Origin of the sequence: Halanaerobium kushneri, from assembly GCF_900156285.1 — a bacterium.
Taxonomy (GTDB): Bacteria; Bacillota; Halanaerobiia; order Halanaerobiales; family Halanaerobiaceae; genus Halanaerobium; species Halanaerobium kushneri.
In genome coordinates this window covers 31,993-55,248 of the sequence record NZ_FTNC01000013.1, presented here as the reverse complement: position 1 = coordinate 55,248, position 23,256 = coordinate 31,993, and the positions used below count along the sequence as shown (strand labels likewise).

Genomic DNA, 23,256 nt, shown 5'->3' with positions numbered 1-23,256 from the left:
AATCCTCATTAAGGAGTGAGATTATGATACAGGAAAAATTATATCTAAAAGGTGATAAGTTACTGGATATATACGGTTATGAATTTAAGGCAATAAAAAATGCCCTAAAGTTGGGCAGAGAAAATACAATCAAGAAAGTCAAAGAGTCAGAGTTAAAGGGCCGGGGTGGAGCTGGTTTTCCAACAGGAATCAAATGGGAAATGGCAGCAGATATTAAGGCTGAACAAAAATTTATTGTCTGTAATGGTGATGAAGGTGAACCGGGAACATTTAAGGATAGATATCTTTTAGAAGAGAGACCACTTAAAGTTCTAGAAGGAATTATGATTGCAGCTTATGCTGTGGGAGCAGATAAAGCATATATTTATATTCGGGGTGAATATTCAAAAGCAATAGATGTTTTTTTAAAAACAATTGAAGCTGCAAGGAAAGAAAAAATTTTAGATGATTATTTTGAGGGTAGTGACTTTAAATTAGAATTAAAATTAATCAGAGGTGCAGGGGCATATGTCTGTGGTGATGAGACTTCATTAATAAATTCCATTGAGGGAAAACGAGGTCGTTCAAGGATTAAACCACCTTACCCAATTGAAAAAGGTCTATATAATCAGCCAACAGTAGTAAATAATGTTGAAAGTCTATGCTGTACTGCAGAGATTTTGAACCCTGATTCTGAAGAATTTTCTCAACTTGGTATTAAGGGGAGTCGGGGAACAAAACTTCTGTGTTTAAGTGGTGATTTGAATAAACCTGGCTTGTACGAAGTTGAGTTTGCCAGCGTCACTTTAAAAGAAATTATTTATGACCTGGGTGGAGGTTTAAAAGAAGGAGAAAATTTAAGATTTGTCATACCTGGCGGAATTTCAACTGCAATAATTAAATCTGAAAATTTAGATTTTCCCTACAGCTATCAGGATTTTGAAAAACGAGGAAATAGTCTTGGCTCTGGTGCAGTTATCGCAGTCAGTAAAAAGCATGACTTATTAGATCTAATGTTAAATGTATCTAGATTCTATATGGATGAAACCTGTGGAACCTGTTTCCCCTGTCGTGAAGGAAATAGACAGATTAATAAAATACTCAAATCATTTAAAAATGATGGTAAAAAAATAGATGCGGAATTAGTTTCGGATATTGGTAATACAATTAGACTGGCAGCTCGCTGTGGACTGGGGCAATCTTCTCTTAATTTTATAATTTCAGTTATTGAAAATTATCAAACTGATTTAGAGATTGGAGGTAAATTATATGCTTAGGACAGAAATTGATGGAATTAAGATAGATCTGGACGAAAAGATGAGTATTTTGGAGGCAGCAAAAAAAGCAAAAATAAATATCCCGACTCTCTGTTATGAAGATGGTCTATCAATTTATGGAGGCTGCAGATTATGTGTTGTGGAGGTTGAAGGAGAGGAACTACTAAAACCTGCCTGTGCAACTGAAATTAAAGCTGGAATGAAAATTAAAACTCACTCTAAAAAGGTTAGAGAACTGAGGAAAAACTTATTTGAATTAATTATTGCAACTCATAATATTGACTGCCAATTAAATTGTTTAACCTGCAGTCGAGCCAGCAACTGCGAATTAAAGGAAATTGCTGAAGATATAGGAGTTTCAAAAATGAGATTGGAGCCAATAAAACGTGGTGATAGTGTTGATAATTCCAGTTATGCCGTTATTAGAGAACCCGAAAAATGTATAAGCTGTAATCGCTGTATTAGAAAATGTGAGGAAATTCAGAGTATTGGTATATTTACCACAGCCAATAGGGGACCGGAAACTGTTGTTACCACCTTTAAAAATAGAGGTCTGGGAAATGTCGAATGTACAAACTGTGGCCAGTGTATTCTTTCGTGTCCTACAGGAGCTTTACACGAACTTTATCAGAAAGATATTGTTTTAGATATTTTAAATGATGAGAGCAAACATGTAGTAGTTCAGACTGCTCCTGCAGTAAGAATTGCAATCTCGGAACCTTTTTCTAATCAGGCGGGAGATATAGCTACAGGCCAACTGATTACAGCTTTAAAAAGACTTGGTTTTGATGCAGTTTTTGATACAAATTTTACTGCTGATTTAACTATCATGGAAGAAGGAACAGAATTAATTGAGAGAATCAAAAGTGGTCACAGATTGCCGCTTTTTACTTCCTGTAGTCCAGGTTGGATTAAGTTTATTGAACATTTTTATCCTGAATATCTGGATAACCTTTCTTCAGCCAAATCTCCTCAACAGATGTTTGGAGCTTTAGCAAAATCATATTATGCTAGAGAAAAGGGAATAGATCCTGAAAATATAGTTGTTGTTTCTGTTATGCCCTGTACAGCTAAGAAATTTGAGGCTAAACGTGAAGAAATGGCCGGAGATGTAGATTATGTTCTAACTACCAGGGAACTGGCTTCAATGATTAAATCAGCCGGGATTGATTTTCTTAATTTAGAAAAAAGCGAATATGACGAGTTGTTGGGAGTTTCTTCTGGTGCAGCAGATATTTTTGGAACTACTGGTGGAGTTATGGAGGCTGCTCTTAGAACTGCTGCAGAAATTATTACAGGTACTGAACTTAAAAAAATTGAATTTGAAAAGCTAAGAGGTTTAGAAGGAATTAAAAAAGCTGAAATAGAAATTGATGGTTTAAAATTAAAGGCTGCAGTTGCAAATGGTTTGGGTAATGCTCGTAAAATAATGGAAATGATTAAAGCAGGCGAAGAATTTGACTTTATAGAGTTTATGGCCTGTCCCGGAGGTTGTATGGGTGGCGGTGGTCAGCCTATCTCCTGTGATGATAATATATTAGAAAAAAGACAGAAAGCGCTTTATAAAATAGATAAAAATAAAAAATTAAGAAAATCGCACGAAAATCCTTATATTAAAAAATTATATGATAGTTATTTAGAAAACCCGGGCAGCGAAATAGCTCACAAACTGCTGCATACTAAATATAAAGCAAGAAAAATTTAAATTTAATTACAAATGAGTTCTTAAAGTTAAATTTAAATTAATTTTAAAATAATTAATTTTCTAAATCTTAGTTTCTCTATTGACAGCATTATTTTTTAATGGTAAACTATATCACAATAATAAAAGAATAGAACTTCCTTTTAAATCAGTCCAGAGAGGCTGGCAAAGGTATTTAAAGTTAACTCTAATTAAATTTGAGGTGGGGCTAACTATATCATTTTTGACCTTCAAACCATTCTTTCTGGTGAGAGGGTTTTATTTTTATCAATAAACTTTAGTAGTTTACTTTAAAAGTGTGTTAAAGAATCAAAGTAGTAAAGTAAAATTACTAAAATCAAAGCAATGATTCTAGTAAAAGAAAAAAGTGGAGGTAGTTAAATGAAAAAAGCAAAACTTGTTCTAGAAGAAGGGAGTATTTTCGCAGGAAAACTTTTTGGTGCTGAAAAAGATAGTGCTGGAGAAATAGTTTTTAATACCAGCATGACTGGTTATCAGGAAATCCTTACTGATCCTTCCTATAAAGGAGAAATAGTATGTATGACTTATCCTTTAATAGGTAATTATGGTATTAACGAAGACGACTTCGAATCTTTTAAATCCCATGTTAATGGTTTTATAGTTAGGGAATTTGCTGAGGAACCAGAAAACTGGCGTTTACAAAAGAGACTTGAAAAATACTTAAAAGAAAATGGAATTACAGCAATTAGCGGCATAGATACCAGAGCTCTGACTAAAATACTGCGACGACAGGGAACAATGCGTGGAATCATAACTACTGAAAATTTAAGTAACGATAAATTAATAGCTAAAGCAAAAAAAGCACCCGGGTTATCCGGTAGAGATTTAGTTTCAATGGTCAGCCGAAAGACAGTAGAAAAGTTCGGAACCCAAAATAAGTATCGAGTAGTTTTAGTAGACTGTGGAGCTAAAAATAATATTAAGGACTCACTGCTGGAGCGTAACTGTGAAGTTATTATAGTGCCTGCCAGTACTACAGCCCAGAAAATTTTAAATTATAAACCGGATGGAGTAATGTTCTCCAATGGACCTGGTGATCCGGAAGATGCTGACTATGTTTCTGAGACCATAAAGGAACTGTTAGGAGAAGTCCCGATTTTTGGAATTTGTCTTGGGCATCAGCTTTTGGGTAGGGCCTGTGGTGCAGAAACATATAAATTGAAGTTTGGTCACCGGGGAGCAAATCATCCGGTTAAAGATTTGAGTGGCAATCGAGTCTATATAACTTCCCAAAATCATGGTTTTGCAATTAAAGAAGAGTCGCTAGCAGAGCTTGATTTAGAGCTGACTCATATTAATGTTAATGATGGTACAGTTGAAGGCTTTAAACACCAGAAATATCCTGCTTTTTCAGTTCAGTACCATCCAGAAGCTTCTCCGGGGCCCGAAGATTCACACTATTTATTTGATCAATTTGTTGAAATGATGCGCTGATTGTAAACTTATGTTTTCGGGTGATTTGCAATATTTTCAGTTGAATATTCTAATATTTTATTGCAGACAAATTTTAAAAAATTTAGGGAGGAAAAGATGCCGAAAAGAGAAGATATTAATAAAGTTATGGTTATTGGTTCAGGACCAATTATTATCGGACAGGCAGCAGAGTTTGATTATTCTGGTAGTCAGGCCTGTCGGGCTCTGAAAGAAGAAGGTTTAGAAGTTGTTTTAGTCAACAGTAACCCTGCTACAATAATGACAGATGAGAATATGGCAGACCGTGTATATATAGAACCCTTAACTGTTGAAAGTATAATAGAAATTTTAAAAAAGGAAAACCCAGATGGATTAATTCCTACTCTGGGAGGTCAGATTGCGCTAAATTTAGCTATCGATCTTGCCGAAACAAATATTTTAGAAGATTTGAATGTAGAACTTTTAGGTACTCCAATTGAGACCATTGAGAAGGCAGAAGACAGAAATACTTTTAAGAAGTTAATGAATGAAATTGGAGAACCAATATTAGATAGTAAAATTGCAGAAAATATTGATCAGGCAGCTGAAATTGCAGCTGGGATTGGATATCCTGTTATTGTGCGACCGGCCTATACTATGGGAGGTACCGGTGGTGGAGTTGCAGATAATTTGGAAGAATTAAAAGAAATTACAGCCCGGGGATTTAAACACAGTTTAATAGGTCAGGTTTTAATAGAAAAAAGTATTAAAGGCTGGAAAGAAATTGAATATGAAGTAATGCGAGATAAAAATGATAACTGTATAGTTGTCTGTAATATGGAAAATTTTGATCCGGTTGGAGTTCACACTGGTGATAGTATTGTTGTTGCTCCCAGTCAGACTCTAACAGATAAAGAATATCAGATGTTTAGAAGTTCTGCTTTAAAGATTATTAGAGCTCTTGGAATTGAAGGCGGGTGTAATGTTCAGTATGCACTTGATCCGGAGAGTTTTCAGTATTATATAATTGAAGTTAATCCTCGTGTTAGCCGTTCCAGTGCCCTGGCTTCCAAAGCAACCGGTTATCCGATTGCTAAAGTTTCAGCCAGAATTGCTTTAGGTTACAGCCTGGATGAAATAGAAAATGCAATCACAGGTAAAACAACTGCCTGTTTTGAGCCAGCATTGGATTATGTAGTATTTAAGATACCACGCTGGCCTTTTGATAAATTTCATTATGCTGACCGAGATCTGGGAACTCAAATGAAGGCAACCGGTGAAGTAATGGCTATTGAACGTAACTTAGAAGCTTCTATGCTAAAAGCAGTTCGTTCTCTGGAGATTGGTCGTTATGGATTTTATTTAGAAGAGTTTAGAAAGATGACGGATTCGGAAATCAGAGAAGCTTTATTTAAAGCAGATGATAATCGACTTTTTGTGATTGCAGAAGCTTTACGGCGGGGTTGGTCAGTAGATAAAGTACATCAAATTACAGAGATCAGTACTTTTTTTCTACACAAACTAAATAATATTATTAATCTGGAATATAAGCTGGATGCAAATAAAAATAAGATAGAATCGGAAAGAGAACTCCTAAAACGGGCTAAAGAAATAGGGTTTTCAGATTCTGAAATTGCACTTATAACTGAAAAGTCGGAAGAGGAAATAAAAGCTATCCGTGATCAGCTTAATTTAAAACCAGTTTATAAAATGGTTGATACCTGTGCGGCAGAATTTGAAGCAGAAACCCCTTATTATTATTCTTCGTATGAGAAAGTTAATGAAGCGGAACCAACTGAAAAGAAGAAAGTTATGGTTATCGGTTCAGGACCAATTAGAATTGGTCAGGGTATTGAATTTGATTATTGCAGTGTTCATTCTGCCTGGACTTTAAATGAAGAAGGTTATGAGTCGATTATTGTTAATAATAATCCGGAGACTGTAAGTACAGATTTTGATACTTCAGATAGATTGTATTTTGAACCTTTAACTAAAGAAGATATAATGCATATCATTGATAATGAAAAACCAGAAGGAGTAATCTGCCAGTTTGGTGGGCAGACAGCAGTTAACCTGGCTGAGCCGCTGGCAGAAGCTGGAGTTGAAATATTAGGGACCTCAGTTGATTCTATTGATCTGGCAGAAGACCGGGATCGTTTTATTGGACTTTTAAATGAGCTTGATATTCCTGTACCAGCAGGTGAGGTTGCTGCTTCACTAACGGAAGCAGAGAAAATAGCTGCAGAGATTGGTTATCCAGTGCTGGTTAGACCATCTTATGTACTCGGTGGTCGGGCAATGGAGGTTGTATATAATGCAAAAGAGTTAGAAGAATATATGAAAAATGCAGTTAAAGTTTCACCTGATAGACCTGTACTGGTAGATAAATATCTGACTGGAACTGAAATTGAGATTGATGCCATTTCTGATGGTGAAACAGTGATTGTACCTGGCATAATGGAGCATGTAGAAAGAGCGGGTGTCCATTCCGGTGATAGTATTGCTGTTTATCCTCCTCATCGTCTGACAGAGAATTTAAAAGAAAAAGCTGTCGAATATACAGAAAAAATATCAAGAGCACTTAATGTTAAAGGAGTCGTTAATATTCAGTATGTTGTTAGCGAGGGGAAAATTTATGTAATTGAAGTTAATCCCCGTTCAAGCCGGACAATACCTTATTTAAGTAAGGTGACTGGAGTACCAATGGTTGACCTGGCAACAAAGGCTCTGCTGGGCAAAAAACTTAAAGATCTGGGCTGGGAAAGCGGTCTGGTGCCTGAGAAGTCTCATTTTGCAGTCAAAGTTCCAGTTTTTTCTTTTTCTAAATTAACTCAGGTTGATACTAATCTGGGGCCTGAGATGAAATCAACCGGAGAAGTTCTGGGTCTGGCTGACAGCTATGAGAAAGCACTTTATAAAGGCTTGATAGGAGCCGGTCTAGAAATTCCTCGACAGGGAACTATTCTGGCCACAATAGCAGATAAGGATAAAGATGAGGCGGTAGAGTATATTAAAGATTTTGCAGAGCTTGGTTTTAAAATCGCAGCTACTGAAGGAACAGCTGCTGCTTTAAATGAAAAAGGTCTTAAAGTAGAAATAGTAAAGAAATTGGGAGATGGTTCACCTGATTCGCTGGAGTTAATTTCTGATGATCAGATTGATCTGGTAATTAATACTCTGACAAAAGGAAAGATTCCAGAAAGAGATGGTTTTAAGATCAGAAGATCAGCAGTAGAAATGGGAATTCCTTGCCTTACTTCACTGGATACCACTCGAGCTATGCTCAAGGTCTTAAAGGAAATTGAGCATGGTGAAAGAATAGAATATAAAGCTTTACAGGATTATCAGAAGTAAATAAATATAACTATACCGGGGGCAGAATCAATTATTTTCAGCACCCGGTATTTTTATTTTAGATTTATACTTTCATTCACTATAACCAGGTCCAAAACTCTCATTTTATACCTGGTTCAGAAATTAACCCTTGACTTAAAATCTTGATTCTGATAAGATAAATTCAAATAAGATAATTGTTCTTTAAATTAGTCCAGAGAGGCTAGTAAGGGAAAATATAAATTTTAGCAACCTTCTTACTATGCCGTGAGAAGGTTATTTTTTTGCCGCTAGAAAATATTCTCCCCACAAAGGAGGTAATTTTTTTGGATAAGTCAGAGATGGTAGTCAAAAAAGAGCTGATTGATTCAGCCGCAATGGGCAGAGCTATCACCAGAATTGCTCATGAGATTTTAGAAAAAAATAAGGGTACTGAGGATCTGGTTTTAATTGGAATCAGAACCAGAGGGGTACCACTTGCCGAAAGACTGGCAGCAAAGATTGAGGAAATTGAGGGAATTGAAGTTAAAACCGGTATTTTAGATATCACCCTTTACCGGGATGATCTCTCTACTGTTGCTCAGCAGCCAATTGTGCACCGGACAGAAATACCTTTTGATATCACCGGGAAAAAGGTTGTACTGGTTGATGATGTGCTTTATACAGGTCGAACTGTCAGAGCAGCCTTAGATGCCTTAATTGATCTGGGCAGACCGCTGCAGATTCAGCTGGCAATTATGATTGACCGCGGTCACCGTGAGCTGCCGATTAGAGCAGATTTTGTCGGTAAAAATCTTCCAACATCTAAAACTGAAGTTGTAGATGTTAATTTTAAAGAAATTGATGAGAAAGATGCAGTCTTATTGCTGGAAAAAAGCTAGAATAAAAATAATTAAATATCGTATCCTTTAAATTGGTCCAGAGAGGCCGGTAAGGAATAGAAGCTCGAACTGTGTTTGGCTAAAAGTTTAGATTTAAAACGGCCAGCAAAGTAGGGCAGCTACTAATAGATTTTAAACTCCTTATCAGGCTCAAACTGGTAGGGAGTTTTTTTAATAGCTTAAGTTATTAGTCAAAGCAAGTTAAATCAAAGAGGGAATTAGACAAATATTTTTCGAAATTTGATCAAAAAAGTTTTTCAATAATTTTATAACATCCAGGAGGTATAAAATGAAAATTTTAGCACAGAGTAAAGAAAATTTAAATCAATTAGAAAAAGATGGGATTACAAAACACCGACTATTTATACTGGCACTTCAACATATGTTTGCGATGTTTGGATCTACAGTTTTAGTACCAGCACTTACAGGTTTAAATCCAGCGGTTGCCCTTTTTACATCAGGGCTTGGTACTTTGATTTTTCATTTAGTTACAAAAGGAAAAGTACCTGCATATTTAGGCTCTTCATTTGCTTTTATCGGGCCAATAATTGCAGCTCAAGAACAGTTTGGTAGAGATGGTGCAATGCTTGGAATTGTAACTGCCGGTCTTGTATATATTCTGATGTCAGCGGTGATCAGAATGCTGGGAACAGACTTTTTTCGAAAACTTCTGCCTCCTGTAGTAGTTGGACCGGTAATTATAACAATTGGGCTTGGTCTTGCACCAACAGCGAAAGATATGGCTTCAGAACATCTATTAGTTGCGGCTGTAACTCTTGCAATTGCAGTTGGAGTTAGTGTTTTTGCCAAAGGAATAGTTAAGGTAATACCAATTTTACTCGGAATCATTGGTGGTTATGCATTTGCAGCCTTCTCAGGTCTGGTGGATTTCACACCGGTAATGGAAGCTTCCTGGTTTGCTTTTCCAAAATTCGCACTACCAGCTGTAGAAGGAAATTTAAAAGCGATTTCTTTAATAGCTCCAATTGCCCTAGTTACAATGGTTGAGCATCTGGGTGATGTTGTAGCAATTGGTTCAACTGTCAAAAAAGATTTTGTAGCTGAACCTGGTCTGCACAGAACTCTCTTGGGAGACGGAGTTGCAACTCTGGCTGCAGGACTTTTTGGTGGACCACCTAACACAACTTATGGAGAAAATGTTGGGGTTTTAGCTTTAACAAAAGTATATAACCCAATGATTATTCAGCTGACTGCAGTAATAGTGATTTTGACCTCCTTTGTTCAGAAAATTGGAGTCCTAATCAGAACCATCCCGACAGCAGTAATGGGGGGGATTGTATTCCTACTCTTTGGAATGATAGCTTCCATCGGGCTTAGAACTTTAGTTGAAAATAATGTAGATTTATCTAAAAATAGAAATTTAGTTATTGTCTCTGTAACTCTGGTAGTGGGAATTTCAAATCTGACTTTAAGTTTTGCCGGTCTGGAATTTGGCGGCATGGGACTGGCAGCAATTGTTGGGATTGTTATGAACCTGATTTTACCTGAAATTGAAAAAGATGAATCAGAAATTACAGAAGAAGAATTAGAAATCAATTCGGAGTTAAGATATGAAGCTAATTAAAAAAGTGAATAACGGGCAGGAGGTAATTGAATGTCATTAAAAAGGAAAGATTTTTTAGGCCTTTATGATGTGTCAGCAGAAGAAATTAATCAGATTCTTGATACTGCAGTGGCTATGAAAGATATTCTGACCAGAACAGTTAAAAAAGTACCCACCCTGCGGGGGAAAACAGTAATCAATTTATTTTATGAACCTTCAACAAGAACCAAATTTTCTTTTAATCTTGCAGCCAAAAGACTTAGTGCAGATGTAATGAGTATTTCTAAATCTTCAAGCAGTATTGCAAAGGGGGAAAGCCTGCTTGATACAGCCAAAACTATGGAAGTTATGGGAGCTGATGTAGTAGTAATTAGACATAGTGCTCCCGGAGCAGCTAAGTTTTTGGCGGATAATATTTCGGCAAGTGTATTAAATGCAGGAGATGGGGCTCATGCCCATCCAACTCAGGCTCTGCTTGATATCTACAGTATTAAAGAAAAGTTGGGAGAGATTGCTGGACTGAAAGTTTTAATTGTAGGAGATATTGCTCACAGTCGGGTGGCTCGATCTAATATCTGGGGGTTGAATAAACTGGGAGCTGAAGTTGCAGTTGCCGGTCCTCAGACTTTAATCCCCAGAGAAATCGAAAAAATGGGAGTTAAGGTTTATTCTGATCTTGATCAGGCGCTGGAGAATGTAGATGTAGTTAATATTTTAAGGATTCAGATGGAAAGACAGGAAAGCGGACTTTTTCCTTCAATCAGAGAATACAGAGAGATTTATGGAATGAATGCAGAACGTCTGGAAAGGATCGGAAAAAAAGCAATGATCATGCATCCGGGCCCAATGAATCGAGGTATAGAAATTGAGAGCTCAGTTGCCGACAGCCCCCAATCTGTAATCACTGAACAGGTCAAAAACGGTGTAGCAATCAGAATGGCACTGCTTTATCTGCTGGCCGGGAGGGAGATAGATAATGAAGACCTTAATTAAAAATGGAAGAGTTTATGATTCAAAAAATGGACTTGAAGGTAAATATGATATCTTAATTGAGGGCAATAAGATTTTTGCAGTAGAAAAAGAAATCAAAGATCAGGGATATCAAATTATAGATGCTGAAGGTAAAATAATTATTCCAGCTCTGATTGATATGCACACTCATTTAAGGGAGCCCGGTTATGAAGAAAAAGAAACAGTTAAGACCGGCTGTGAGGCAGCAGCGGCAGGGGGTTTTTCAGCAGTGGCAGCGATGCCCAATACAAAACCAATTGCTGATAATCCAGCGGTAGTTGAGCATTTAAAATTAAAATCTGAAAAGGCAGCAGTTAGAGTCTATCCAATTGGAAGTATTACTCAGGACAGTAAGGGAGAGGTGCTTTCAGAGATAGGAACTCTAGCAAAAACTGGAGTTAAGGCGCTTTCTGATGACGGCAACCCGGTCATGAATTCGGAAATTATGCGGAGAGCAATGGAATATGCTTCAGCCTTTGATCTGCCGGTGATTGATCACTGTGAAGATGAAAATTTATCTCAGGATGGAGTAATGCACGAAGGTTATCACTCTACAATTTTTGGCCTGAAGGGAATTCCGGCAGCAGCAGAAGAGATCATGGTGGCTCGAGATATAGTTCTGGCTGAAATGACAGGAATTCACCTCCACATCGCCCACCTGAGTACAGAGGGCAGTTTGAATCTGGTAAAGGAAGCAAAGGCCAGAGGAGTTAATGTGACCTTTGAAGTAACACCACATCACCTACTTTTGACTGATCAGGCAGTTGAAGATTATAATCCGGATACTAAAGTTCACCCTCCACTGCGCTCAGAAAGAGATAAAAATGTACTGGTTGAGGCTTTAAAGGCTGGACAAATTGATGTGCTGGCTACAGATCATGCCCCTCATACTTATGAAGATAAATTAGGTGAGTTTGACTATGCAGCATTTGGAATTTCGGGTCTGGAAACAGCACTTGGACTTTTATATTATAACTTTATTAAGACCGGAATCATTGACTGGAATGACCTGCTTAGAATGTATTATTATAAGCCGGGTGAGATATTAAAGATTGAATCTGAAGGCCTGAAACAGGGATCCAGAGCAGATTTCTTAATTTTCAATCCCGAGCGAGAGTGGACAGTTGATAAAAACAAATTTAAATCTAAAGGAAAAAATACTCCATTTGCCGGCTGGAACTTAAAAGGAAAAAATGAAATTACCTTTGTCGGTGGTAAAATGGTTTATGATGACCGGGGAGGCAAAAATGAAATACTTTATTGATCAGCTGCAGCAGAAAATTGAAGAGAAAGATTCCAGAATTTGTGTCGGACTGGATCCTCATCTTAATCTGCTGCCGGAAAAGGTACTGGCAGCTGAATTACTGGAAGATCTGGAAGCAAATCAGAAAGAAATTGCAGCAGCTGTTTTAACTTTTAACAAAAATATTATTGATGCAGTGGCTGATATGACAGCGGTAGTGAAACCACAGATGGCATTTTACGAAAAACTTGGAATACCGGGGATGGAAACTCTTTGGCAGACAATGGCCTATGCTAAAACTAAAGACTTGATTGTACTGCTGGATGGTAAAAGAAATGATATCGGTTCAACAGCGGGTGCCTATGCAGAAGCCTATCTTGAAAATAAAAAGACAGAGATAGATTCGATAACAATCAATCCCTATTTAGGTAGTGATGGAATTCTTCCATTTTTGCGGAATAAGGAGCGGGGAGCATTTGCTCTTTTAAGAACTTCAAATCCTTCGGCAGTTGAACTTCAGGATCTTAAGCTTGCTGACGGAAGAACTGTTTATCAGGCAGTCGGAGATTTTCTGAGGGATCTGGGTAGTGATTATCTTGGTGAATGTGGTTATTCAAATCTGGCAGCAGTGGTTGGAGCAACCTATCCGAAAGAGCTGAAAGAAATTAGAGCCCAGCTGGATTCTGTATTTTTCTTAATTCCCGGGTTTGGTGCTCAGGGTGGGGGCGCGTCAGATATTAAGGCAGGTTTTGATAGTTATGGTAGAGGTGCAGTTGTTAATTCTTCGCGCGGAATTAATTTCGCCTATCGTAAAGAAGAATATGCTCACTTTGGAGCAGATAATTATGCTAAAGCAGCAAGAGCAGCTGCTGAAAAAATGAAAAAAGAAATCAATGAGGTTTTGAGATAGCAAGAAATGGTAGGTGCTTAGTATCTAGAAATTATTTCTAGATACTTGGTATCAGCATTCCAAAGGAGGAGTTTATGTTTAAAATTATTGCTAATAGAGAGGTTGGACCCGGTATTTTTCAGCTTGTTCTGAATTATGATCAGCTGCCACAGAAGCCGGAGCCGGGACAGTTTTTTAATATCAAAGTCAGTCAATCTGGAAGTGATGACCCACTTTTGAGAAGACCGTTTAGTATTTTTGATTTTGATGCAGCCGAAAAAAAGGTGGAGTTTATCTATCGAGTTGTTGGTAAGGGAACTAAAATACTTTCTGAATTAGAAGCCGAGACTGAACTTGATCTACTGGGACCTCTCGGAAGTCCATTTTCTCTAAATAAAAACAAAGGTAATGTACACTTAATTGGTGGAGGAATGGGCATAGCTCCTTTATACTATCTATCAAAAGAGTTAAAAAGCAGCAATCAAAAAGTATATCTGGGAGCAGCAAATAAAGCCGAACTAGAATTTTTTGAAGAAAAATTTAAAGGGTTGGGAGTAGAATTGCATCTGGCTGCAATGGAAGAAAAACTTGAGATTAAAGGTTCAGCCCTTGTTCTCTGGTTAAATTATCTGGAAAAAAACACTCCGGATTATGTCTACACCTGTGGACCCGAAAAAATGCTGGTTGCTGTTGAACGAGAATGCCTTAAAAATAATATAGGTGGTGAGCTTTCTATAGAAAAAAGAATGGGCTGTGGAATTGGAGTATGTTTATCCTGCAGTTGTGAGACAAAAGCAGAAGACCAGAAAAATAAGAGAGCCTGTGTGGAAGGTCCAGTTTTTGGATTGGGGGAGGTAGTACTTAGTGCCTGAAAAGCAATCAAAACTTGAACAAAAAATAACTAAAGCAGAATTAAATTTATCTGTAGTAATGCAGTCACAACAAAAAAGCAAGCAAAATAATTTAAATTTAAAAAATCCTTTGATTACTGCATCGGGAACTTGTGGTAATGGTCAAGAACTTGCAAACTTTTATGATATTAACCAACTTGGTGCTTTTACAACTAAAGGGATCACAGTTAAAGCCCAGTCTGGAAACCAAACTCCCCGAATAGCTGAAACATCAGCAGGAATTATTAATTCAATTGGTTTAGAAAATCCTGGAGTAGAGAATTTTATTCTCGAGGTACTGCCAGAAACTAAAGAATATACTCTGCCTATTCTGGCAAATATTTCTGGTTACAGTGAGCAGGATTTTGAAGTTCTGGCCGAGAAATTAGAAGGGAGAGAAGAACTTGCTGGAATTGAAGTCAATCTTTCCTGCCCTAATATTAAAGGTGGAGGTATGATTTTTGGGACTGAGCCAGAGAAAGTCTATCAGATAACTAAAAAAGTGAGAGAAATTTATTCAGGCTATATTATTGTTAAGTTGACTCCAAATATTACTGACATTACAACTACTGCTCTGGCTGCCGAAGCAGCAGGAGCTGATGCAGTAGCTATGATCAATACTCTTTCGGCAATGAAGATTGATATTGAAGCCCAGAAACCTCTTTTAGCTAATACTTTTGGTGGCCTTTCGGGGCCAGCAGTGCGACCGATAGCAGTAAAAATGGTTTATCAAACATTTAAAAAAATAGATATTCCCATTTTAGGGCTGGGCGGAGTTAAGAATGGCAGTGATGTAATTGAATTTATGCTTGCTGGAGCGACAGCAGTTGGAATTGGAACGATTAATATGACTGATCCAGCGGCAGGACCAAGAATAATAAAAGAGGTAGAAGAATATATGCTTAAACATCAGATTAAAGATTTAAGCTCAATTATTGGGGCAGCCCATTAATTATAAAAAATTGGTATTAATTAGCTGGAAAATTTAATTAAAATTTATATTCTTTCAAATTTATCATCAGGAGTGGGTTAAATGACTAAAGCAGAAATTAGAAAATTATTGGTAGAGACAGATGTGATCCAGGAAGGCCACTTTGTTTTGAGTTCAGGCCGTCATGCTGATATTTATATGCAGTGTGCTAAGGTTTTACAGTATCCTGAACATGCAGCAACACTGGCTGCTGAGATTGCAAAAAAATGGGAAGATGAGCAGATTGATGTGGTCATTGGACCGGCACTGGGAGGGGTTGTATTATCTTATGCAGTAGCAGAAGAACTCGGTGTCCGCTCAATTTTTAGTGAGCGCAAAAATGGAGAGATGAAGATCAGGCGTGGTTTTGAATTAAAACCTGGGGAAAAGGTGTTGGTTGTAGAAGATGTTGTGACAACTGGTGGTTCTGTCAAAGAAGTGCTGGCAGTTCTAGAAGGACTCGATGTAGATATAATAGGTTTGAGTTCCATAGTTGACCGCAGTAATGGTCAGGTTGATTTTAACTATGATTTTAAGGCCCTGCTTCCGATCGATATTAAATCATATAAAGCTGGTCAGTGCAAACTTTGCAAACAGGGTGTTGCTATTACTCGACCAGGCAGTAAAGAAAAATAAAATATTCGTAAAAAGATAAAGAGATATTATTTTAGCTCCCGAAAAGTAGGGAGCTTTTTATTTGCAATTTAATTGATAAATCTTTATAATTAAAATCAGAATAAAAATTATTAAAGGAGTAGTGATAATAAATGCAGAATTATGATTTCGTTCATTCATGTATTCGGGTTATGGATTTAGAGAAATCTATTGAGTTTTATCAGGACGCTCTAAATCTAAAGGAAAGCAGACGTAAAGATTTTCCGGAAGCTGAATTTACCCTGGTTTATTTAACAGATCAAAATGAAAGTTTTGAGTTGGAATTAACTTATAATTATGATCGAGAAGAACCCTATACTATTGGCAATGGCTACAGTCATATTGCAGTAGTTGTTGATGATTTAGAAAAATCATATCAGCGTCATCAAGAGGCTGGTTATAAAGTTGGTGACCTCAAAAGTTTAAGTGAAGATTCTTCAGGATATTATTTTATTACAGACCCAGATGGTTACCGAACTGAAGTTATAGCGAGATAAAAGAGTATCAGCTACTTATAGCGTATTGAAATAAAATTAAAATAATAATCTACAAAAAAGCTCAACTTCTGTCAGAGAGCCAGTGGTTGAGCTTTTTTATTTTAAAGGCAGGTAAAAACACTGATTATCTTGAATAATATTAAGTAGAGAAGAATTAAAGCTATCTAAAAATAAAAATTGAAAGGAAGATTTATTTGTCAAAAAAGAATTCATATTTATCTTTATTTTTCAAGTCAATTCCGATTGGACTGGCCAATACTCTGCCCGGTGTGAGTGGAGGTACACTGGCTCTGGTTTTAAATATTTATGAAACTTTAATAAATGCAATCAAAGATATTAAAATCAAGAAGCTCTTTGTCATTGGAATAGGTGCTGCAGTGGGTGTTTTATTTGGCTCAGCTGTGATTACTGATCTTTATCAAAACCAACCTTTGTTTGTAAATTATTTTCTCTTTGGTCTGGTAATTACCTCAGCCCATTCTACATATAAAAAAATTGGGCATTTAAGCTTTTTAAAACTTCTGGTTATGGTTTTAGCCTTTGCTTTTGCCCTCCTTTTTGCCCGAGAAATTCAGTTTGGTTTTTTAAATGCAGAAGGATTAATGCTTTTCTTTATAGCTGGTTTTTTTGGCAGTATAGCAATGATTTTGCCAGGTATTAGTGGAGGGACTCTTTTAATTTTAATGGGAGTTTATCACCCGGTTTTAAATGCAATCAATAATCTGGAATTCTTAATTTTAATTGTGTTTGGGGCGGGTGTAGCAGCAGGTTTATTAGTTTTTGCCTGGCTTTTTTCCTATTTGCTGCAGAAACATCAGAAAGAAATAATGGTTATTTTAACTGGTCTAATTCTGGGCTCTTCAGCAGCTGTATTTCCAGCAAGCTTTAATATTGGGGGACTGGCAGCATTTGCAGCCGGTGCTGTCATAATTATTATTTTAGAAATCATTGGACAAAATACTTAATTTTTATCAGCTAGCTCTATTTTAGTTTTGTTATCTGGATGAACTTTCTAATAATAGTCGATCAAAATTAATTTTCAATTGAGGATGAAAGTTATGGAATTAAAAAATAATTTAAGCTTTAAATATTACAGTTATAATCAAAACTTATTTAAAGAAATAATTTCGGAAGAGCCAGAAATTTATATCTTTGCCGGTTATAATGATTTAAAAGAGGCACTTAAATATTATCAGCCTCAGCCTCTCAGTCAGCAGAGCCAATTTTTTAGTCTAAAAGAATTTAAGGAGCGGATCTTGAGCAGTGATCAGATTCTGCTTAAAGAAGAAAAACTTCCCCTGCTTTTGTATTCTGTTTTAACAAAAGAGGAAAAAAAGAAGCTGCGGTTGGATAGTTATCAGGATATTTATCAGTTTTCATCTCGCTTTTTTGCTTATTTTAAACTGCTGCAGGATTATCATCTAGACCAGATTAAAGGTCTGGCAGACTGGCAGCAGGAGAGAGTAGAAAGACTGGAAAGTATTAAAGTAAGATATCAAAAACGCTTAAAGGAACTTGGCTTTGTTGATCAGCTTCTGCTCAGGGAAGAGAAAAAATTAAATTTACAATTTTTAAGCGAGTTTAAAAAGATTAATTTATTCAACATAATGGATTTTACTCCTTATTTTAAAGAATTACTGCAGGAGATAGCTCAGAAATTTGAAGTTAAGCTTCATCTACAGCTCAAAAAATCGGATTTCAATCAAAAAAAATTAGAAATTGAAAAGCTAACTTTACCGGAAAAAACAAATATTATTGAAATTAAAAAATTGAATTCGAAGCTTAAAGGCCTGGCAGCTCTCTTAAATGAGAAAGAAAATTCGCGGCAAGAGGTTCAGCTGTTGGATGCAGGTAGAGAAATTGATTCAGCTGCTATTTTAAGTGACCACTTAAATCTTAATTCCTATCAGAGCTTAAGTGAAACTGCAGTTTATAGGCTGCTGGAATCCCTCTATCAGCTCTACCAACAGGGAAAAAGCTCCTCCCAAATTTTAATCGAATTAAAAGAGCTCTATGATTTATCTACTCAGAGTTTATTTAAAGAATGGATTGGATTGGGGACAGAAAGTCTACAAAAAATAGAAAACCTTCTGCGTAATGACTATTATTATCTCGATTTGGATTTGATTGAGTCAGAACTTCCGGCTTTAAAACCTCTTTATCATTTTCTTAAGAAATTGAGAAAGATCAAAAATATTTCAGATTTAAGTGAGTTACTAACGGAAATCTCAGATTTTGCTCTTGATAAAGAAGCTAAAGAAACAGCAGAGAAATTTAATGACAGCCTGCTGGAGCTGAAAAGCATCGAAGAAATGGGTATAGTTTCAAGCTGGAATGATTATTATGCTGATCAGGGAGCTGGACTTTTTTCCTTATTTTTAAATCACTTAAGTTTTAAATCTATTTCCCTCAGTAAAAATGATGAGGCAGCTGAATTTTTAAATCTGGAAAAAGCTCCTCAAACTAAGCGCAAAAAGCTGTTGGTAAATAATTTAATTCAGGATAATTTTGCTCAAAAAAATGATGGTCTTTACTTTTTAAGTGAAAAACAACTTAGAAATAATAAGCTGTTTTTACAGCACAAAAATCAACTTTTAAAAAAATATAAGTTTTTAAGACATATTTTGAATGCTGATCAGAGTATTATCTATACTGTAGAGAATGAAGATCAGAATATTTCACCTGCAGTTATTTTGGAAGAACTTGCTTTAGAATATGGCCTGAACTATCAAGATAGTAAAGTAAACAGCTTGAGTGAAAAAGAAATTTTAAATAATTTATTTAATTATAAGACTGAAGTAGATTTAAAAGTTAATAGCTCAGCTGGTTTTAATCAGAATCTAAAAGTAGAAAAAGAAGATTTTGGCAGCAGCTTTAATTTTAGCTATTATAAATATAAATATTTAAAAGACTGCTATCATCGCTTTTATTTGGAGCAGCTGGCTCAACTTGATACCTCTCTGGAGATAAAACCTTCTCTTTCTTTAATGGCACTAGGGATTTTAACCCATGAGATTTTTGGTGAGCTGATAATTTATGCCAGAGAGCAGAATCTTGCTCCCAGGGAGATTCCCGCAGAGAGCCGAAAAAAAATTATTCAGCAGGTAATTGAAGATAATAATTTGAAAATTGATCAGGATTATTTAAACTATTATCGGAAGATCATTTTTAAAAGTCTGGAAAAATCTTTTATCCACTTTTCAGAACTACTGCATAAATATTTGCCCGAAGATTATCAGGATGTTCTGGTAGAATGGCCGGAATGGAACTATCAGCGCCAGAAATATTTTTCAGCTCAACAGACTAAATTTTATCTTTCCGGTAGAATAGATCTGCTGTTACTAAAACAGGCTGAATATTTTATTGTTGACTTTAAAACAGGCAGTGGAGACAGCAAACAGCTTGATTTTTATTCACTTTTTCTGCGCCAGAATTATCCGGAAAAACTTCCGTCTGAGAGTAGAAAGGCAATCTATAATGTCTTTGATCAGGCTATGGAATACTCATATAATAAAAGGGAACGAGAAGATAGATTGGGTGCAGAGCTGCAAGAACTGACAGAACAACTTTTTGCAGCTGGAGAATATAAGCGTATTTATAAGTCTCGCTGTCAGCGCTGCCCTTACAGAGATATTTGCAGAGTGGAGGTTTTAAGTGATGAAAAAAGTAATTAAAGCCAGTGCCGGGACAGGTAAAACGTACAGACTGTCTCTGGAATATCTGGCTGCACTTTTAAATGGGATAGATTTTTCGGAAATTATTGTTATGACTTTTACTAAAAAAGCAACTGCAGAAATTAAAAATAGAATTCTGGACCATTTGCGGGCTATAATTACTGAGGGCCCGGAAAAGAAAAATATAATCAATTCACTTAAAGATATTTATCCGGAGCTTGAAGTTGAGCCGGAGAAACTTGAAATAATTTATCGTAAAATGATTTTGAATGATGAGGATATAAAAATATTTACCATTGATGCTTTTACAAATCAAATTTTTAATAGAGGAATTGCCCCCTATCTTTCTCTCTATAACTACCAGATTATAGATGACAGCCAGAATCAGGAGATTATAGAAGAGTTATTAAAAATAATATTGAATAATCAGGATTACTATGAGAGTATGCAGAGTTTTTTAGAAGCCAACAGTGCCCGGAATCTGGAGCCTTATTTGAAATTTATTAGAGATATTGTTGACAACGCCTGGAAATTTATGCTTTTAGAATCATCAGATTTAAAGTTAAAAGAAAAATTACCACAGGCAGAGATATCTGACTTATTTGAAGAGAGCTACCAGACTCTTAAAGAAGTTGCTAAATTACGAGGAGAAGAATTTTCTTCATCCTATTTTGTCAAAGCCGGTCTTCCATTTTTTGAACAGTACCCTGAACTTAATTCAAGAACGAAAAAAAAGAATTTTCTTTACCAGAAAAGAAACTATTTATTAAACAACAGCTACTGGAGTGGAAATAAATTAAGGGCGCAAAAAACTGCAGATTTAAAAGAAAAATTAGAATATGAATATCAATTGTTTAGAGAAAAACTGGCTGCAGAAGTTTACAATCAGGAGGTAATTCCGGCCGAAAAAGAAATTATTAATTTTGCCAGCCTGGTTCTGGATATTTACGAACAGCTCAAATTTAAAACAGGTAAATTTACTCATTCTGATATCAGTAATTATACTTTTAAGTATTTAAAATCTGAAAAAATTGGCCTGATTAAAGTTGGTCAGGCAAGCAGTTATCTGCTGGATTTGCTGGGGGGAGAATATAAGGCTCTTTTTATTGATGAGTTTCAGGACACCAGTATTCTTCAGTGGAAAATTTTAAGACCGCTGATTAAAAAGGCCAGTGATTTTATTGCTGTTGGAGATGAAAAACAGTCTATTTACGGATGGCGGGGGGGAGAGAAGAAGTTATTTGCCTCTCTGGAGGAGATTATAGAAGCTGAAACCGAAAGGCTGGAGTGCTGTTACCGGAGTGATCAGAATATAATTAAGCTTTTAAATAATTTTTTTGAACAATCAGAAGTCGATTGGGAGTATCACCCGGTTGAGGCTAATTCTAAGGACTCAGGTTTAACTAAGGTGATTTATGGTGGCAGTTCTGCTTTTTATAATACTGATACCAAAACCTTTGAGAGTCTGGGGGCAGAAAAACAGAGGGAGATAGAAGACTTAAACAGTAAAATTAAAGAAAATCTCCCGGCTGAGATAGCAGCAGATATTAAAGCAAAATATGCTGCTGATTATGGTCAGGTTAGTGTGCTGGCCCGTACCTCAAATGAATTAAATACCATTGCAGAAAGTCTGGAAAAAGAGGGAGTGCCCTACATTTTGGAAAATAGAAATTCACTGCTTGCGGCAGCCTTGCCGAAAGCAGTTTATGATTTTTTATATTTTGCAGCTTACAGAGATTTTTATTCCCTGCTTAAGTTTTTGCGCAGTGATCTGGTCAAAATTGATAATCAGATTCTAAAATTAATTTTAAAAAAACAGAAACTTTTAAAAGACTATTTCACCTCCAGGCAAAAAATTGAATTAAAGCAGGAGTTTAAGCTGCTGTATACAAACGATAAGCAGCTGCCGGAAAATAAAATGAATAATTTAATAAAAACCTTCAAAAAAATTAAAAAACTAATTGATGGAGATTATCAGGAAATTATAAACTATCTTTATCAACAGACAGAGCTGCTTGGGCTTGCAGCAGATAATAGTCTTAGCTTAAAAAATCTTTATTCATTTTTCGAAATTCTAAATTCTTTTTCTTCTTTAAAAGAGCTGCTTAATTATTTAGCTGAAAATAGAGAGAGTGAGGAATTAAAACAGCAGAAGGTAGAAAATAAAGATGCAGTTAGCTTAATGACTATCCATCAAGCAAAAGGACTTTCGCTGCCTGCAGAGTATTATTATTGGAATCCAGGCCGCAGAAGTGGAATGAGCAGTGGTGGCATAAATTTTTATCTTGATTTTGATCAGAAATATGAAAAGTTAAATGATTATTTGTTTATCCAGGACCAGTACCTTGCTATTTTAGACTGGCTTGATTATGATTTTAAGGAAAAGGCAGAAAAGAAAGCAGAAATGGAAGAAATTAATAACCTTTATGTTGCCCTGAGTAGGGCAGAAAAGGATCTGCATTTATATATAGAAGCACCTCGAAAAATAAAGCCTGCTCAGGATTTGATGTGGGCTGGCAGCAGTTATGATTATTATGAAAAGATGCTTTTAAATGCGGTTGCGGGAGACAAATTAACTGATCTTTTAGAGCAGGAATCGGTTGGAGAGCCACTGCAGATTGAAGAAGATAATTCAAGTGGAAAGCATAAGTTGAACCCTCTCAATAAATATTTAAAGCAGAAAAAACACGAGCCTAGAAGTGAGGAAAATGAAGAAAAATATGCCTATTTTAAAAAGCAGAGCAGCAGTTTGAAAATTTCAGCAAAGAAACTAAAAGGCCTGGCTCTCCATTATTATCTGGAAAATATTAAGTATAATAGTGAGAAAGAAAAAATTTCTGCCCGCAGACTGCTTAAAAGTAAGTATGGAAATCTGCTGGGGGAAGAAAAGATTAAAGCTGTAATAAAGAAAGCTCAAATCTTTATTGCAGATAATCCGGATATTTTTTCAAAAAAGTATCAGATTTTTAATGAGTATTTATTAAAAGAAAAAGATATAGCTGAAGAAAAACATTATCGAATAGACAGACTGCTGGTTGACAGAGCAGAGAAGAAAATTAAAATAATCGACTATAAAAGTGGTAGTTATCGCAATCCGGAACAGCTTAAAAAGTATAAGCAGCTGCTCACAGCCGAACTTAATTCGGAATGGGAAATAACAGTTAGTTTTGTTGATGTTTAAATTTGTAAATTAATTAATATCTACTTTTTGGATTAAAATGTTATAATAATAATTAGGATAAATAATGCTAATAAATATAAACTTTAAAATATGAAAGG

General features: G+C 35.9%; 16 protein-coding genes. All 16 read left to right on the top strand.

Features of this window, described 5'->3' with window-relative positions:
* The first annotated feature begins 23 nt into the window (after nt 1–23).
* The 16 genes from BW929_RS09690 to BW929_RS09615 all read left to right on the top strand — a co-directional run bounded on the left by BW929_RS09690 (nt 24) and on the right by BW929_RS09615 (nt 23,158).
* Entirely contained in the window at nt 24–1,256 is a 1,233-nt protein-coding gene (locus BW929_RS09690) for a complex I 51 kDa subunit family protein (RefSeq protein ID WP_076545288.1), read from the top strand.
* Nucleotides 1,249–2,961, top strand: a complete 1,713-nt coding sequence (locus tag BW929_RS09685; RefSeq protein WP_076545287.1) for an NADH-dependent [FeFe] hydrogenase, group A6 — start codon at nt 1,249–1,251, stop codon at nt 2,959–2,961. Before BW929_RS09690 ends, BW929_RS09685 begins: the two co-directional genes overlap by 8 nt.
* A 378-nt stretch (nt 2,962–3,339) precedes the next feature.
* Nucleotides 3,340–4,413: a glutamine-hydrolyzing carbamoyl-phosphate synthase small subunit gene (carA, locus tag BW929_RS09680; protein ID WP_076545286.1), complete on the top strand. Its 1,074-nt coding sequence runs from the start codon at nt 3,340–3,342 to the stop codon at nt 4,411–4,413.
* A 96-nt stretch (nt 4,414–4,509) separates the two neighbouring features.
* The gene (carB, locus tag BW929_RS09675) at nt 4,510–7,725 is read left to right on the top strand and encodes a carbamoyl-phosphate synthase large subunit (RefSeq protein WP_076545285.1); all 3,216 of its coding nucleotides are present in this window, start codon (nt 4,510–4,512) and stop codon (nt 7,723–7,725) included.
* Between the two features lie 320 nt (nt 7,726–8,045).
* A complete protein-coding gene (gene pyrR / locus BW929_RS09670) occupies nt 8,046–8,585 on the top strand; it encodes a bifunctional pyr operon transcriptional regulator/uracil phosphoribosyltransferase PyrR (protein WP_076545311.1) in 540 nt (179 codons plus the stop codon).
* 289 nt (nt 8,586–8,874) lie between these two features.
* Nucleotides 8,875–10,170 (top strand): uracil-xanthine permease family protein, encoded by a 1,296-nt coding sequence (locus BW929_RS09665; protein WP_076545284.1) that lies wholly within the window; start codon nt 8,875–8,877, stop codon nt 10,168–10,170.
* A gap of 30 nt (nt 10,171–10,200) precedes the next feature.
* A complete protein-coding gene (locus BW929_RS09660) occupies nt 10,201–11,142 on the top strand; it encodes an aspartate carbamoyltransferase catalytic subunit (RefSeq protein WP_076545283.1) in 942 nt (313 codons plus the stop codon).
* Nucleotides 11,126–12,424 (top strand): dihydroorotase, encoded by a 1,299-nt coding sequence (locus BW929_RS09655; protein WP_076545282.1) that lies wholly within the window; start codon nt 11,126–11,128, stop codon nt 12,422–12,424. Before BW929_RS09660 ends, BW929_RS09655 begins: the two co-directional genes overlap by 17 nt.
* Entirely contained in the window at nt 12,408–13,313 is a 906-nt protein-coding gene (gene pyrF, locus BW929_RS09650; protein ID WP_076545281.1) for an orotidine-5'-phosphate decarboxylase, read from the top strand. The genes BW929_RS09655 and pyrF overlap by 17 nt, the downstream gene beginning before the upstream one ends.
* Nucleotides 13,314–13,387: 74 nt before the next feature.
* Nucleotides 13,388–14,164 (top strand): dihydroorotate dehydrogenase electron transfer subunit, encoded by a 777-nt coding sequence (locus BW929_RS09645; RefSeq protein ID WP_076545280.1) that lies wholly within the window; start codon nt 13,388–13,390, stop codon nt 14,162–14,164.
* Between the two features lie 58 nt (nt 14,165–14,222).
* Nucleotides 14,223–15,134: a dihydroorotate dehydrogenase gene (locus BW929_RS09640; protein WP_084566160.1), complete on the top strand. Its 912-nt coding sequence runs from the start codon at nt 14,223–14,225 to the stop codon at nt 15,132–15,134.
* Nucleotides 15,135–15,215: 81 nt separating this feature from the next.
* Nucleotides 15,216–15,788, top strand: coding sequence for an orotate phosphoribosyltransferase (gene pyrE / locus BW929_RS09635; protein WP_076545279.1), 573 nt, complete (start codon nt 15,216–15,218; stop codon nt 15,786–15,788).
* 131 nt (nt 15,789–15,919) lie between these two features.
* Entirely contained in the window at nt 15,920–16,303 is a 384-nt protein-coding gene (gene gloA / locus BW929_RS09630; protein ID WP_076545278.1) for a lactoylglutathione lyase, read from the top strand.
* Between the two features lie 194 nt (nt 16,304–16,497).
* Nucleotides 16,498–17,268, top strand: coding sequence for a DUF368 domain-containing protein (locus BW929_RS09625; RefSeq protein WP_076545277.1), 771 nt, complete (start codon nt 16,498–16,500; stop codon nt 17,266–17,268).
* A gap of 93 nt (nt 17,269–17,361) precedes the next feature.
* A complete protein-coding gene (locus tag BW929_RS09620; RefSeq protein ID WP_076545276.1) occupies nt 17,362–19,977 on the top strand; it encodes a PD-(D/E)XK nuclease family protein in 2,616 nt (871 codons plus the stop codon).
* Entirely contained in the window at nt 19,961–23,158 is a 3,198-nt protein-coding gene (locus BW929_RS09615; RefSeq protein WP_076545275.1) for a UvrD-helicase domain-containing protein, read from the top strand. Before BW929_RS09620 ends, BW929_RS09615 begins: the two co-directional genes overlap by 17 nt.
* Nucleotides 23,159–23,256: the final 98 nt, after the last annotated feature.

Coding starts and splice junctions, on each gene's coding strand:
- carA (WP_076545286.1), top strand. CDS start 3,340: ATGAAAAAAGCAAAACTTGTTCTAGAAGAAGGGAGTATTTTCGCAGGA.
- gloA (WP_076545278.1), top strand. CDS start 15,920: ATGCAGAATTATGATTTCGTTCATTCATGTATTCGGGTTATGGATTTA.
- pyrF (WP_076545281.1), top strand. CDS start 12,408: ATGAAATACTTTATTGATCAGCTGCAGCAGAAAATTGAAGAGAAAGAT.
- BW929_RS09615 (WP_076545275.1), top strand. CDS start 19,961: ATGAAAAAAGTAATTAAAGCCAGTGCCGGGACAGGTAAAACGTACAGA.
- BW929_RS09660 (WP_076545283.1), top strand. CDS start 10,201: ATGTCATTAAAAAGGAAAGATTTTTTAGGCCTTTATGATGTGTCAGCA.
- BW929_RS09640 (WP_084566160.1), top strand. CDS start 14,223: ATGCAGTCACAACAAAAAAGCAAGCAAAATAATTTAAATTTAAAAAAT.
- BW929_RS09685 (WP_076545287.1), top strand. CDS start 1,249: ATGCTTAGGACAGAAATTGATGGAATTAAGATAGATCTGGACGAAAAG.
- BW929_RS09690 (WP_076545288.1), top strand. CDS start 24: ATGATACAGGAAAAATTATATCTAAAAGGTGATAAGTTACTGGATATA.
- carB (WP_076545285.1), top strand. CDS start 4,510: ATGCCGAAAAGAGAAGATATTAATAAAGTTATGGTTATTGGTTCAGGA.
- BW929_RS09645 (WP_076545280.1), top strand. CDS start 13,388: ATGTTTAAAATTATTGCTAATAGAGAGGTTGGACCCGGTATTTTTCAG.
- BW929_RS09655 (WP_076545282.1), top strand. CDS start 11,126: ATGAAGACCTTAATTAAAAATGGAAGAGTTTATGATTCAAAAAATGGA.
- BW929_RS09665 (WP_076545284.1), top strand. CDS start 8,875: ATGAAAATTTTAGCACAGAGTAAAGAAAATTTAAATCAATTAGAAAAA.
- pyrR (WP_076545311.1), top strand. CDS start 8,046: ATGGTAGTCAAAAAAGAGCTGATTGATTCAGCCGCAATGGGCAGAGCT.
- pyrE (WP_076545279.1), top strand. CDS start 15,216: ATGACTAAAGCAGAAATTAGAAAATTATTGGTAGAGACAGATGTGATC.
- BW929_RS09620 (WP_076545276.1), top strand. CDS start 17,362: ATGGAATTAAAAAATAATTTAAGCTTTAAATATTACAGTTATAATCAA.